Below are 15,047 nucleotides of genomic sequence, written 5' to 3'. Positions count from 1 at the left end.
GCTTTTATTTTAGATGAAATTAATCACCTGTATAACCTTTAAGTTTTAAACGTGCAGCGTGTAACAATGGCTCTGTATAACCAGAAGGTTGCTCAGCACCTTTGAAGATCAAATCAGCGGCAGCTTGGAATGCAATACCATCAAAATTTGGTGCCATTGGCGTATAAAGCGGATCATTGGCATTTTGCTGATCAACAATCACAGCCATACGTTTAAGCACTTCTTCAACTTGTTCTTTCGTTACGATACCGTGACGCAACCAGTTTGCAACATGCTGAGAAGAAATACGTAAAGTTGCACGGTCTTCCATCAAACCAACGTTGTTGATGTCTGGCACTTTAGAACAACCTACACCTAGATCAACCCAACGTACAACATAACCCAAGATACCTTGACAGTTATTTTCAAGTTCGTTATTCAACTCTTCAGCAGTCCAGTTTGTTTCTGGTGCAAAAGGAGGCGTTAACAAATCATCCAAAGTCAACATATCTTCAGCAGCCAATTCGTCTTGACGTGCTTTTACATTAATTTGATGATAATGCATTGCATGAAGTACAGCACCTGTAGGTGATGGAACCCATGCACAAGAAGCACCCGCATTTGGATGCGCTGTCTTAGTCGCCAACATATCTTTCATGCTATCTGGTTTTGGCCACATGCCTTTACCAATTTGCGCTTTACCTTGTAAACCACAAGCCAAACCAATTGCAACGTTACGATTTTCGTAAGCAGCAATCCATTTCTGAGCTTTAACAGCTTCTTTACGTACCATTGGCGCTGCTTCCATAGACGTATGGATTTCATCACCCGTACGATCCATAAAACCAGTGTTAATGAAAATTGTACGGTCTTTTGCAGCTGCGATACAGTTTTTCAAATTAACTGAAGTACGACGTTCTTCATCCATGATACCGATTTTGAGAGTTTTTGCAGGTAAACCGAGTGCTTGTTCTGCACGCTCAAATAATTCAACTGCAAATGCAACTTCTTCTGGACCATGCATTTTTGGTTTAACGATATACATAGAACCTTTACGAGAGTTCTTATTTTCGTTTTCGCCACGAATATCTGTAATTGTAAGTAATGGAGTAACTAATGCATCCATAATACCTTCAAATACTTCTTGGCCATCTACAAGGATCGCAGGGTTAGTCATTAAATGACCAACGTTACGAAGAAGCATTAATGAACGACCATGTAGCGTTGTAGTACCGCCAATTAAGTTCTGAACTGTACGGTCTTTGTTTAATGCACGAGTAATGGTTTTACCATTTTTCTCGATTGACTCTTGCAAGTCACCCTTCATTAAACCTAACCAGTTACGATAGCCTTCAACTTTCTCTTCTGCATCAACAGCTGCAACTGAGTCTTCTAAATCTTGGATCGTTGTAATAGCAGCTTCTAGAGTTAAATCTTTAACGCCAGCCGCATCAGTTTTACCGATTGGGCTATTTGCATCGATATCAATAATAACGTGCAAGCCATTATTTAATAAAACGATTTCAGTTGGGTTTGCAGCATCGCCATTAAAGCCAACAAATTGAACTTCATGAGCCAAAGAGGTTGTTGAACCATCTTTTAAAGTTACAACTAAACGATTGTGATCAACTGCATATTTAGTTGCATCGGCATGAGAGCCTTGAGCAAGTGGGAATGTTTGATTAAGAAAATCTTTAGCGAAAGCAATTACTTTATCGCCACGGACTGGGTTGTATCCCTTACCTTTCTCTGCACCATTTTCTTCAGAAATTACATCAGTACCGTAAAGTGCATCATATAATGAACCCCAACGTGCATTCGCAGCATTTAAGCAATAGCGTGCATTACGTACTGGCACAACAAGCTGAGGACCAGCTAATAATGCAATTTCTTCATCTACATTTTCAGTCGTTACTTGGAAATCAGCAACTTCTGGTACTAAGTAACCAATCTCAGTTAAAAATGCTTTATACGCATTTAACTCAAATTGATTATTACGATGCCATTCATCAATCTTAGCTTGAATTTCATCACGCTTAGCTAATAGTGCTTTATTCTTTGGGCTAAGATCGACAACGACTTGCTCGAAATTTTTCCAGTAAGTTTCACTGTCTAAACCAGAGCCTGGTAAAGCTTCATTTTCGATGAAATCGTAAAGTTCTTTAGCAATCGCTAGCTTGCCTTGTTGAATACGTACAGTCATTGTCTTTCCTGATGATGCTAACTTTTTATAACAAGAAACCTAGTATACCGATTTATACTAGCCTGAATAGTAATATCACATTGCTAAATAGTAAGCATTTTCTTAGTCTAAGTATTGACAAATATAATTTTTATAAACACCAAAACCAAGTTTTGATCTAGCTACTTCTATTCTGCGACATACTCACTTTTTAAAACTCATTTAGTTATAACAAAATTCAATTAAGAATAAAGCTTTCTCTATATGAATTTATAAAAAAGACATTCCTGAGAATGCCTTTATAATTTATGAAGTTTTTGAAACCTGAATTTGACGATGCTCTGAATGCAGATAATCATCGGATTGCATTTCTAATAAACGTGAACGTGTTCGTTCAATTTCAAATGCTAATTTTTGACCTTCATAAAGATCAATAATTGAATCTTCTGAAGTTAAAAGTAATTTCACACCACGATCATAAAACTCATCCACTAAATAAATAAAGCGACGGGTTCCTTCTGAGAGAAAATCAGTTAAATGCGGCACGTTACTTACCAGTACCGTGTTGTAAATATTAGCAATTTCAATGAAATCAGCTGGACTACGTGGTTTAAAACATAACTCAGAGAATTCACACCATAATACATCTTCTGTATGCCCAAGCGTTTCTACAATACGATTGTTAATCATGATAGGTGTATTAAAGAGCGTTTGTGTCTGTGTCAGCGCTTGAAAACGCTCATACATCCATGATTGAGCATCATTACTCAATGGATGTTTGAATAATTGAGCCTGCTTCAAAACACGCAAACGATAATCAACACCAGCATCTACATTCAGAACCGTACAGTTTTTTTGAACCAATTCAATTGTAGGAAGAAAACGGTCACGATGGATACCATTTTTATAGAGACCTTCTGGTGCAATATTAGACGTTGCAATCAACGTGACGCCACGTTCAAATAACTTTTGAAATAAATCACTAATAATCATTGCATCGGTCACATTTGATACAAAAAACTCATCAAAACAAATGACAACCGCATTTTTATAAATCTGATCAGCAACAGAATCTAATGGATTACGTTGACCTGAAAGCTTATTCAATTCTTTATGGACATGTTGCATAAAATGGTGAAAATGCATGCGTGTTTTGCGGCGAAATGGAACTGACTCATAAAATTGATCCATCAACCATGTTTTCCCACGCCCTACGCCACCCCACATATATACCCCTTTTGGATAGGTTTGACGACGGAAACGTCTAAACGCTTTCTTTGAGGCTTTATAACGAGTAAGCAACTCTTTCCATACTCGATCTAACTCTTGCACTGCCTGAGCTTGAGCTTCATCTGGCATAAATTGACCTGATTCGATTGCTTGAGCATAACGCTCCGCAGGTGAGATCGGCATAAATGAAGTGCTATGTGAGTCTGGTTTAGAATTTAACATAAGGTGTTATTACAATTTTAATTGGTGAAAATTATATCGAACATTAAGTCCAAAGGCATTAGATTTTAGGCTTAATTATCATGGAGTTTAAACATCATAATGTACCATTTTTTAATCATTTTAATGATTACGATTATATTGTCTTGGACTTTGACCAAACCATCGTTTAAACGCATGATTAAATGCAGCAGGTTCAGAATAACCTAACATTTCCGCAACTTGCCCAATTGAATATGCACTATTTTCAATAAACTTTAATGCTTTCTGCTTAATGAGCCTTTCGCGTATTTCCTTATAACTTGTTTGTATTTGCTGCAATTTATGTCTTAGAGTCCTCTCAGGAATCTTTAATGCACATGCTGTTTCAGACATTGTAGGTATTACACCATTTTGCATTTCAAGATATTCCTCGACATATTCTAAAATGGTCAACTTTGCACGGCTACTTCGTTCTAATTTCTTCAGATCTTGTAGGCATTTTTCTTCATAGACACGGTAAGTAAGAACATCAGCAGATGGTATTTTTATATTTAAAATGTCAGTATTTTCTAGAATAAAAGAGGCATGCTGACATTCAAATTTTACATCCTGACCATAATAGTCTTGATAAGCCACTATTAATTCTAATTCTTTAGGTGCTTTAAAAGGTAATTCAATACGAATATTAGGGATTTCAAGCCCCATCATTTTAAAAATATCTTGTAAGAACTTATAAGTACCTGAGATTTCACATTGAGCACGAAACAATCCTAAATGTGTATTTAAATCAATTGGTTGATAATGAAAATGGATGTGATCTTTTTTAATATTTAGTTGTAATGAACCAAACAGATGTGTCAATTGCTGAAATCGCACACCATTTAACAGAGCTTTATGTAAAGTATCGCTTGTAACAAGCAGCATCAAGAATGGGCCATACCCTGCAAGCGCATAATGTTGACCAATGATTAAGCCTTGTTCAGGAGAAATATCTTGACTAATATACTGTAAAATATCCCATTCAATTTCATCTGGAATAATTGAACTCGGATCTAAAGCTTCGGCTTGTATTCCCATGTCTGCTAAACGAGCATCAACATCAATGCCCACATGACGCATGCCTTGAATTAAATACATCAATCCGAGGATAGATCTCTTCATAATTCCGAATGTAATTCCTAAGACTTTAACGTTGTACTATAAAAATACGAATAAATGAATTGCCGAAATGATCAGGTTTTGCGTCTATACAATCATATTTAATCTCTACAAAACCTTTAAACTTGCATAAAATTTAGATGTGTAGGGCGTGGACTATGCGTGATGTACCCCAAAATGCTATTCAAAAAACTAAAGTTGCAATTATTGGTGCAGGTTTTGGTGGTTTAGCAATGTCTATTCGACTATTACAAAGTCAAATGAATGATTTTGTAATTTTAGAAAAAACCAATGACGTTGGTGGCACATGGCGTGAAAATCAATACCCGGGTGCTGCCTGTGATGTTCAATCACACATGTATTCACTTTCGTTTGCTCCCAAAACAGATTGGTCAAAACGTTACGCTGAAGCTGATGAAATTTTTGAATATATCCAAGATATTACTCAGCAATATAGATTAAAAGATTATTGCAAATTCAATCATGAAGTTACTCATGCTGAGTTTGATGAAAATCGTAATGTTTGGTCATTAGATTTTAAAGATCAACCATCCATTGAAGCTCAATTTGTTATTTTTGCTTCTGGTCCCCTACACGTTCCACAAATTCCTCACTTAAAAGGAATTGAAAAGTTTAAAGGTAAAGTCTTCCATTCTTCACAATGGGATCATCAATACAGCTTAGAAGGTAAATCTGTTGCTTCTATTGGTACTGGTGGTAGTGCAATTCAATATATCCCCGAGATTGCACAAAAAGTGAAACAGCTTTATGTATTCCAACGTACTGCCGCATGGGTCATTCCACGTGATGAACGTAAATATTCACAATTAAGCAAATCTTTATTTAAAGCTTCAAATATTTATCGTCAAATTCATCGTACTCGTTTGTATTGGAGCAACGAATCACGTGTCGTACCTATCGTACAACCACAGATCATGAAATATGGTCAAAAGCTTGCAGAAGCATTTATCCGCTTTCAAGTCAAAGACAAAGAGCTCGCTAAAAAACTTACACCAGACTTCGTGATGGGTTGTAAGCGTATTTTGATTTCAAATAAGTACTTCCCAACGTTCAACCGTAAAAATGTTGAATTAATTACTGATGGCGTTCAGGAAATTACAGCTAACGGCATTATTACCAAAGACGGTAAAGAACGCCAAATTGACTGTTTGATTTATGGTACGGGATTCATTACTGACCCACGTATTTACTTAAAGCATTTCGATTGTGTTGGTCGTAATGGAATCGAACTTAAGCAAGCTTGGAAAGATGGTGCAGAAAGCTACTATGGTGTTAGTACGAAAAACTTCCCTAATCTATTCCAACTATTAGGTCCAAATACGATTTTAGGTCATAACTCTATTATTTTTATGATTGAATCTCAAGTGAATTATATTTTGCAATTGATTCAAACCGTAGATAAAACAGGTTCTCAAGCTGTTGAGATTAAACAACAGGTACAAGATCAATTTAATGAGCGTGTGCAGAAACAACTCAAAGGAACAGTTTGGCAAGCAGGTGGATGCAGTAGTTGGTATCAAGCAGCCGATGGTAAAAACTTCTCATTATGGCCAACATATACTTGGAAATATTGGTTAGAAACACGTAAAGTAAATGTCGCTGACTATAATTTTATTCATACAGCAACAAATGCAAAAAACAATGCAGCCTAATCAATAATTCTTCATAATAAGCAGGTTATTCGTAACCTGCTTTTTTTATGCAATCTTTTGTTCTTATCTTCCAAATTTTTATCGCAATAAGCTTAGGCTATTTTCTCGCCCCAAAACTATCACAGCGAATTAAACAATTTGTATTTAAAATTTTACCCTATTTTTCTTATTTATTATTAATGAGTGTTGCCTTTGAACTGACTCAAGCTTTGAATCATATCTCAGATCCAGCAGCAATATTACCACCTGCATTATTAATTGCATTTACTACATCAGTTGGTTCTTTCTTTATCTGTCTGATTACTTACAAACTGATTGATCGTCAAAGCATACAAGGAAAAATTTCATTACACCTCTTTATCAATGCACTCAAAAATATCGCTAAAGCATTTCTAGCATTAGGTTTAGGGATTTTACTTGGAATACTAGTCACTCAATCTAATCTACAAATTGCATTTAATAGTTGGTATTTATTACTCATATTTATCTTTTTGATTGGCATTGAGCTTGCTTTTACGCAATTTGATCGTAGTTGGTTAAGTTGGAAAGTACTATTGGTTCCCGCTGCAGCCTTTGTTGGTTCATGCTTAGCAGCAATCGTGAATTATTTAATCTTATCTAATCACTTTAACTTAAATGAAATAATGGCTTTAGCTCAGGGATATGGATGGTACTCAATGTCTGGCATTCTATTCACTGAATTACATTCAGCACGACTTGGTGGCATTGCCTTATTAACCGACCTCTTCCGAGAAATTTTCGCCATTCTTCTTATGTATTTTCTAGGCTGGCGTTTTCCACGTTCAGCGATTTCGAGTGCTGGAGCAACCTCAATGGATGTCACCCTTGCAATGGTTAAACAGTCATGTGGCACGCATTACGTACCACATGCAATGATGAGCGGATTAATTTTATCGCTTCTTGCACCTTTATTAATCAGCCTATTCTTAAATCTCAAGTTCTAAGGTATTTATACACTAAATAAACTTAGATAGACGCCAAAATTGACTTCAACATTTCTGTTGGACGTTCAGCCTTTGTAATCGGGCGACCAATCACTAAATGCGTCGAACCATCAAGCATAGCTTGTTTAGGTGTAACGATACGTTTTTGGTCATCTGCATTTGAACCTTCTGGACGAATGCCCGGGGTAACTAATGCAAAATCAGCATTCAACATTTCACGAAGAATCTTAGCTTCTTGTGCTGAGCAAACTACGCCATCCAAACCACTTTCTTGAGTCAATTTAGCTAAACGTTTGACATGCTCTACCGGTTCGATGTCTAAACCAATATCACGTAGATCTTCACGCCCCATAGAAGTTAACACAGTAACTGCAATTAGTTGTGTTTGATAATTGCCTGCTTTGAGTCTTTCAACACAAGTTTCCATCATTTTTCGACCGCCAGACGCATGAACATTGACCATCCACACACCTAGATCTGCCGCAGCACAAACAGCTTGAGCAGTTGTATTCGGAATATCATGAAATTTTAAATCAAGGAAAACTTCAAAGCCTTTATCTTGTAAAGTTTTAACAACACTTGGACCTTCATGAGTAAAAAGTTCCTTGCCCACTTTGACACGACATAAAGCAGGATCAAGCTGATCCACAATCGTTAAAGCGTCATATTCGCTTTTTGCATCTAGTGCAACAATGATACTCAAGAGCGTTTCTTCCCAGTTGATTCAAAGTCGCTATTATAAATAGGTTTTAATTTAAGTGTAAAATTTCATTCAACACATTTTTACTTCTTACATTTAAGTTGCAACAACAGAACTAAAACATACCAAATAGTAAAATTTTATTAAATTTTAATCTTAAAATAAATTAAAAACGATTAAAACTGCAATAGGCATAAAAAGGCATCAATTTAGTCACCATCATTTTTTAAGATTTTGAAAAATCAAGAAATACCCATACAACAACGCTTAAAACTCTTGCCCAATCTTACTCACTTTATAATGAGCTTTGCGGATTTAAATAAATATGTACAGCCCTTTAATTTTCCACAGAATGAATATGAAGAAGCAATCAATGTTCACTGTAAAGAGGATGCTAATCATTGGCCTTGGTATTTGCATGACCTAAAAACACTCGAGCTCAACAATAAAGAAGAACTTACCAACACCCTTAGATTTATTTGGTGTGATGACATGTCACCTAGCCGTAAACTATCTTACGAATTAATAGACTTGGTCTCGAATCAAACGTTTTTGAAAACATGCCTATAACGCGAGAAATGAATGAAACTGCATTAATCGTAGTAGAAAAAAGTTTTAATGCTTTTAATCAATTTATGGATCAGCTTGAATTGAACTTGAAAAATGAAATTAAAATTAATTAAGTGTTTTTTAATCAAAAACTAAAAGGGCTACTTCAATTGTGAAATAGCCATTTTCAATACTAAATAGCAATTCAACTATTAAATCTTATCATTCGGATAAACATCTAAAACAGTTTTTTCATGTCTTACGCTTGCAGCAGCTTCTGCGGCTGCTTGCTGAGCAAGTTGGATCTGCTCTTTTCTGAGGTGGTCAATATCTTTACGTAATCGTTTAATTTCCCAATTCGTTTGGAAAACACGAAATACTTGAACACCTAGAAGCAAACCGACCACGACACCTAATGCCAAAGTCAATAAAAGCAATAAACCTAAACGCATTGCAGGAACTTGAGTAAACAATAGGTTTACTTCTAATTCTGCTGGATTTTGTAAAACTAGAGCAAGTGAATAACCAAAAATGGCGATGAGTAATGCTATAAGAATATAACGCATGAACACCTCAATTTTTTATTAATCAAAAGTCTCGTTTACTGCATCACGAAGTGCTTTACCTGGTTTGAAATGCGGTACAGCTTTTGCTGCAACATCAACTGATTTACCAGTTTTAGGATTACGCCCTAAACGTGGCTCACGATGATGTAATGCAAAACTGCCAAAACCACGAATCTCAATACGATCGCCACTCGAAAGTGCTTCAATCATTTGATCAATCATAATTTTAACTGCATCTTCGACCAACGGTTCTGCCAAATGAGGGTTTTTAAGGGCAATCCGTTCAATCAAATCAGATTTGTTAAGTGCGTCAGTAGTCATCGTTGACCTCTTTAATTATTGCTACTTTTCAATATTTTAATAATAACCTGTTTAAATACAAAACGGTAGCGCAGTACATCGATACTACGCTACCGTTTGCAGTATTTTTGTATAAAAAGGTACATCTCTGTTACAAGAAATGTACCTTTTAACAAATTACTTCATTTGAGCTTTAATCAAATCACCAATAGTCTTAGGACCATTAGCTTCTGAAACTTGAGCTGCTGCTGCTTGACGAGCATTGTTCACAGCTTCTTTCTCTTCAGCTTCGTCTTTCGCTTTGATAGACAAGTTGATAGAGCGAGATTTACGATCAACGTTGATGATCTTCGCTTCAACTTCTTGGCCAACTTCTAAGAATTTAGTTGCATCTTCAACGCGGTCACGGTTGATTTCAGAAGCTTTAAGCGTTGCTTCGATGTCATCAGCTAATTTAACTGTAGCACCTTTAGCATCAACAGCAGTTACAGTACCTTTAACTAAAGCACCGCGCTCGTTCGCAGCTAAGAAATCATTGAATGGATCGCTGTTTAATTGCTTGATACCAAGGCTGATACGGTTACCTTCAGCGTCTACAGATAAGATAACTGCTTCAACTGTGTCACCTTTCTTGTAACGACGGATAGCTTCTTCGCCTTGTTCGTTCCAAGAAATGTCAGATAAATGTACTAAACCGTCGATACCACCAGATAAACCGATGAAGATACCGAAATCAGTGATTGACTTGATCGTACCAGAAACTTTTTCGCCTTTTTCATTTGCTTTAGCAAACTCTTCCCATGGGTTAGCACGAGTTTGTTTGATACCCAATGAAATACGACGACGTTCTTCGTCAACTTCAAGAACCATAACATCAACTTCATCACCGATCTGAACAACTTTAGATGGGTGGATGTTTTTGTTTGTGTGGTCCATTTCTGAAACGTGTACTAAGCCTTCAACGCCTTCAGCGATTTCTGCAAAGCAACCGTAGTCAGTTAAATTAGTTACACGTGCTTTAACGATAGAACCTTTAGGGTAACGGCTCATGATCGCTAACCATGGATCTTCGCCTAATTGCTTAAGACCTAAAGATACGCGGTTACGCTCGCGGTCAAATTTAAGTACTTTAACAGTAACTTCTTGACCAACTTCAACAACTTCTGAAGGGTGCTTGATACGCTTCCAAGCCATATCTGTGATATGTAGAAGACCATCGATACCGCCAAGGTCAACGAACGCGCCGTAATCAGTAAGGTTCTTGATAGTACCTGTAACTGTTTGACCTTCTTCAAGTTGAGCAAGTAATGCTTCACGGTCAGCTGAAGATTCAGCTTCCATAACTGCACGACGAGAAACTACAACGTTGTTACGCTTAGCATCAAGTTTGATTACTTTGAACTCTAACTCTTTACCTTCAAGGTGAGTTGTGTCACGGATAGGACGAGTGTCAACTAAAGAACCTGGTAAGAATGCACGTACAGGACCAATGTCAACAGTGAAACCACCTTTAACCTTACCAGAGATAACACCAGTAACGATTTCGCCGTCTTCAAAGATTTTCTCAAGTTTAGTCCAAGTTTCAGCACGTTTCGCTTTTTCACGTGATAAAACTGTTTGACCCATACCGTTGTCAAGCGCTTCAACAACTACGTCAACAGTATCGCCAACTTGAACTTCAAGTTCACGTTGTTCATTTAAAAATTCAGCACGGTCAACTACGCCTTCAGATTTAAGGCCAGTGTCAACAGTAACCCAGTCAGAATCGATACTAACAACAGTACCTTGGATGACTGCACCCTTTTCAACGTTGAGGTTTAATTCACTTTCTTCAAAGAGGGCTGCAAAAGATTCGGTCATGATATACCTGATAAAGTCCGCGGTCTTGGATCAGACAAGGCCGGTTTAGTTAAGTTGTTACATTGTCCAAAAAATCTGATCAAGCAATGCTTCAACTGAAAATAAAATGGTCTATCTATTGAATACGGCTATCGATATAGTTCACCATTAACTGAAATACTTCATTGATGCCTATTGTAGAACTATCAATGATATACGCGTCTTCAGCTGGCTTGAGCGGAGCAACAGCTCGCTCCATATCTCTTTTATCTCTAGCCTGTATGTTAGATAAAATGTCGCTTATTTTAGCATCAAGACCCATACCCTGCAACTGTTTTACTCTACGCTCTGCTCGAGATTCAGCCGATGCTGTTAAGTATATTTTAGCTTGAGCCTCTGGAAAAATTGACGTCGCCATATCTCGTCCATCAGCTACCAAACCAGGGGCTTGAATAAATGCACGTTGGCGCGCAAATAATGCTTTTCTTAATTCAGGAACAGTTGCAACTTTAGAGGCATATTCTCCGACCTGTTCAGTACGAATGGTATTTGTGACATCTACACCTTCTAGTAAAACAAGGGTCGCAGCCTCAGTCGTTTTAAATTCAATATCTAAATTCGTTGCGTATTCAACGCATTGACCTAAATTAGAGTCGATTTGATCAAGTAAGCCACGTTGAAATAATGACAGCCCGAGTAAACGATATAAAGCACCAGAGTCTAATAGATTAAAACCATAATAAGCAGCTATTTTGGCTGCCAAGGTCCCTTTACCAGAACCACTAGGACCATCAATCGTAATAATATGAACTGTCATTCCCGTCTCTTATGAAGCAACTGACTTCGCTAATTTTGAAAAACCTAGTGTAATCGCTGCTTTGAGTTGTGCAAGAACTAATTTACTTACAAAAGGCGCTTTTGCTGTAAATTCAATCTTGTAAGTCACTAAAGTAATAAACGGTGTGATTTCTTTAAAATCAATTTGCCCGAGATGGTGTTTAACCAAAGGATTATTAATCAATTTATATTCGATACGCTTATTCTCTTCTAGTAATGTAATTTCTTCTTGAAGAGGCTTGATTGGTCCAAAGCCCATACGGCGAATTGAACCGATTCCATCTGGACGCTGAGGATCAGCAGAATCTTTTACACGTACAACTTGTAAAGGAGCAAATGCTTTACTATAAGTTGCGTGCTTTGACAATAAGTCAAAAACTTCAGAAATTGGTGCGTTGAATTCTTTTTGTATGGTGATTGCGTTACGCATAACTTTGCCTTTTTGATTTAGCTAAAATCTTCGGAGGCATAGTTTGCCACAACTAATGAGACATTTTTAATCATTTAAGGACGTTTTTAATAGCCGAGTTTTCTTTTTTTCTTCTCGTCTTTGTTTAAAAAATTCACTTAATTGCAATGAACATTCAGCTTGCATACAACCTTGTTCAAATACGAATTTATGATTGTAATAGCCATTTTCTAATAATTGTCGAGCACTGACCAACGAACCAGCCTTAGGCTCTGTCGTGGCAAACACTACTTTTTTGACACGAGCATGAATGAGTGCGCCAACACACATCGTACAAGGTTCAAGCGTCACATATAATATGGCATCATCTGGTAAACGATAGTTATTCAATGATTGACAGGCTGCACGTAAAGCTTGAATTTCAGCATGAGCGGTAGGATCAGATTGTTTAATTGGTGCATTATAACCAGCACCAATAACTTTCTCTTGACTCACTATCACCGCTCCAACAGGAATTTCACCCTGCGAAGCAGCTAGTGCAGCTTGCTCATAAGCAAGCTGCATCCAATATTCATCATTAAAGTTTTCTGAAGTTGTGACGTCTATACTCATCGATTTTAAGCAATAACACCATATTGTCTTAATAAAGCATTCCAACTATCAATTGTAGTTACTGGAGCACAATCAGATAAAATATCTTTCAATGTAATCTTTTCCGCTGCTTTCCATTCTGGTGATAAGTCTTTATCAACTAAACGTGCACGGACACCCTCAACAAAATCTGGATGGCGGATTTTCCAATCAGAGATTTGTGATTCTAGTGCAAAAACTTCATCCCAAGCATGTCCTTGCTTACCCCATTGCCATAGCAACCATGTAATCGCAGCAGTACTTGGAGAACCTTTTTGCAGATTCTCACTTGCCTGACGTAACCAATCACTACTTGCATCACTCAAACCAATAATCGCTTGATAGTCATACTCAAAACTTTGACCACGACATACGCTATGAATCACATCGATTGAATTTTGTAACGGACCTGATGATACAGGGCGATGTAGACTATTTAAAGTATCATCGATTGCACGGAAAGCACCCGCAGGATAATGATTCCAATCCACATTCAAAACTTTTTGAAGAACATTATCTCGCTGTGCCTCACAAATATGAGTTGCCCAACCAATGCTAAAAGCACCAGCTGAAGTCATGATTGAACCCGTTAAACCTGTAAACAGCCCAATTTGACCACGATCAGCAAGGAAACGACTCCCCCCTACATCAGGATAGAGACCAATATTGATTTCAGGCATTGCAAGACGTGAATAAGGTGTAACTAGACGAAATGGCGCAGCCATGAATAGGCCTAAACCACCACCCATGACATAACCTTCACCCCAAACTACAATTGGCTTAGCATAGTTATGAAGCAATAAATCAAGCGCATATTCTTGTTCAAAAAACTTATTTGCCGTATCTACTTCATTATTAATGACAAGTTGACGGAGTTTACGAACATCACCACCTGCGCAAAATGCTTTCGGTGTGGTTGAATCAAACCAAATTGCTTTAACACTGTCATCTTCATGAAAATATTCAAATATTTTCAATAAAGCGCTCACAATTGACTCATCAAGTGCATGTAAAGATTTTGGTCGGTTTAAACGAACAATACGCCAACCATTTTTAGCGTTTTCGATGATTAAATCTGGGTGATAACTATTTAAATCGGGAGAAGTCATTATGCGTCCAGTTGCCAGTCTATTGGCTCAATGCCATGTTGTTTCAAATAATGATTTGTTTTAGAAAATACTTTACAGCCAAAAAAACCACCTCTGTTTGCAGCAAGCGGTGATGGATGAGCTGCTGTTAACACTAGATGTTTATTTCGATCAATGCGCTGTCCTTTACGTTGTGCATAAGCACCCCATAAGATAAACACAACATGCTCACGCTGTTCATTTAACACATCAATTACAGCATCAGTAAATTCTTCCCAGCCTTGTTTTTGATGAGAAGTTGGCTGTCCTGCTTCAACAGTGAGTACACTGTTTAATAGCAATACCCCTTGAGCAGCCCATTTACTTAAATCCCCATGACGTGAAATCGGGACTGTGAGATCAGTATGCAATTCATGAAAAATATTACGCAAAGATGGTGGTAATGCAACCCCTCTTTGTACAGAAAAGCTTAGACCATTAGCTTGATTAGGGCCATGATATGGATCTTGACCCAATATCACGACTTTTACATCCTGTAATGGGGTTGTATTCAATGCATTGAAAATTTGCTTGCTAGGTGGATAAATCGTTTTCTGAGCAAGGATTTGTTGCTGTAGAAACTCTCTTAAATGATCCATTTTCTGACTGAGTAGAAATTCTGACAAAGAGATTTTCCAGGACTCATCCAACTGAACTTTATTAAGTTTTTTCTGCTGCTGTTCAGTAAATTGCATCAACATT

At 37.2% G+C, this 15,047-nt stretch carries 14 protein-coding genes; 2 read left to right on the top strand and 12 right to left on the bottom strand.

Going from position 1 to position 15,047, the window contains the following annotated elements; all coding sequences use genetic code 11:
- Nucleotides 1-19 precede the first annotated feature (19 nt).
- The 3 genes from F908_RS07540 to F908_RS07530 form a co-directional block, all read right to left on the bottom strand.
- Nucleotides 20-2,182 carry a malate synthase G gene (locus F908_RS07540; RefSeq protein WP_005159964.1) on the bottom strand — a complete coding sequence of 721 codons (2,163 nt, stop codon included), beginning with the start codon at nt 2,180-2,182 and terminating at the stop codon, nt 20-22.
- Nucleotides 2,183-2,467: 285 nt separating this feature from the next.
- Nucleotides 2,468-3,613, bottom strand: coding sequence for a cell division protein ZapE (gene zapE / locus F908_RS07535; protein WP_005159962.1), 1,146 nt, complete (start codon nt 3,611-3,613; stop codon nt 2,468-2,470).
- Between the two features lie 120 nt (nt 3,614-3,733).
- The gene (locus F908_RS07530; protein ID WP_005159957.1) at nt 3,734-4,753 is read right to left on the bottom strand and encodes a helix-turn-helix transcriptional regulator; all 1,020 of its coding nucleotides are present in this window, start codon (nt 4,751-4,753) and stop codon (nt 3,734-3,736) included.
- Between the two features lie 155 nt (nt 4,754-4,908).
- Between F908_RS07530 and F908_RS07525 the strand changes: the two genes are divergently transcribed.
- Complete coding sequence (locus tag F908_RS07525) at nt 4,909-6,423, top strand: flavin-containing monooxygenase (protein ID WP_005159954.1); 1,515 nt, start codon at nt 4,909-4,911, stop codon at nt 6,421-6,423.
- 47 nt (nt 6,424-6,470) lie between these two features.
- A complete protein-coding gene (locus tag F908_RS07520; RefSeq protein ID WP_005159951.1) occupies nt 6,471-7,388 on the top strand; it encodes a LysO family transporter in 918 nt (305 codons plus the stop codon).
- Between the two features lie 22 nt (nt 7,389-7,410).
- On the opposite strand, the gene pyrF is transcribed toward F908_RS07520, so the two are convergent.
- The 9 genes from pyrF to ung form a co-directional block, all read right to left on the bottom strand.
- Nucleotides 7,411-8,091, bottom strand: coding sequence for an orotidine-5'-phosphate decarboxylase (gene pyrF, locus F908_RS07515; RefSeq protein WP_005159948.1), 681 nt, complete (start codon nt 8,089-8,091; stop codon nt 7,411-7,413).
- 758 nt (nt 8,092-8,849) lie between these two features.
- Nucleotides 8,850-9,203, bottom strand: coding sequence for a lipopolysaccharide assembly protein LapA domain-containing protein (locus F908_RS07505; RefSeq protein WP_005159942.1), 354 nt, complete (start codon nt 9,201-9,203; stop codon nt 8,850-8,852).
- Between the two features lie 18 nt (nt 9,204-9,221).
- Entirely contained in the window at nt 9,222-9,524 is a 303-nt protein-coding gene (locus F908_RS07500; protein WP_005159938.1) for an integration host factor subunit beta, read from the bottom strand.
- A 156-nt stretch (nt 9,525-9,680) separates the two neighbouring features.
- A complete protein-coding gene (rpsA, locus tag F908_RS07495; protein ID WP_005159935.1) occupies nt 9,681-11,363 on the bottom strand; it encodes a 30S ribosomal protein S1 in 1,683 nt (560 codons plus the stop codon).
- A gap of 115 nt (nt 11,364-11,478) precedes the next feature.
- The gene (gene cmk, locus F908_RS07490; protein WP_005159932.1) at nt 11,479-12,159 is read right to left on the bottom strand and encodes a (d)CMP kinase; all 681 of its coding nucleotides are present in this window, start codon (nt 12,157-12,159) and stop codon (nt 11,479-11,481) included.
- Nucleotides 12,160-12,168: 9 nt separating this feature from the next.
- The gene (locus F908_RS07485) at nt 12,169-12,609 is read right to left on the bottom strand and encodes an SRPBCC family protein (RefSeq protein WP_005159930.1); all 441 of its coding nucleotides are present in this window, start codon (nt 12,607-12,609) and stop codon (nt 12,169-12,171) included.
- A gap of 66 nt (nt 12,610-12,675) precedes the next feature.
- A complete protein-coding gene (gene tadA / locus F908_RS07480; protein ID WP_005159927.1) occupies nt 12,676-13,200 on the bottom strand; it encodes a tRNA adenosine(34) deaminase TadA in 525 nt (174 codons plus the stop codon).
- Nucleotides 13,201-13,205: 5 nt separating this feature from the next.
- The gene (locus F908_RS07475) at nt 13,206-14,330 is read right to left on the bottom strand and encodes an enoyl-CoA hydratase/isomerase family protein (RefSeq protein ID WP_171063574.1); all 1,125 of its coding nucleotides are present in this window, start codon (nt 14,328-14,330) and stop codon (nt 13,206-13,208) included.
- On the bottom strand, nt 14,327-15,040 hold the full coding sequence (gene ung / locus F908_RS07470; protein WP_005159919.1) for a uracil-DNA glycosylase: 714 nt from the start codon (nt 15,038-15,040) through the stop codon (nt 14,327-14,329). Before ung ends, F908_RS07475 begins: the two co-directional genes overlap by 4 nt.
- Between the last annotated feature and the right edge of the window lie 7 nt (nt 15,041-15,047).

It is taken from the genome of Acinetobacter sp. NIPH 284 (genome assembly GCF_000369425.1).
Lineage (GTDB): Bacteria > Pseudomonadota > Gammaproteobacteria > Pseudomonadales > Moraxellaceae > Acinetobacter.
The sequence above is the reverse complement of the archived record's forward strand: the minus strand, read 5'-3'. Positions and strand labels throughout refer to the sequence as shown.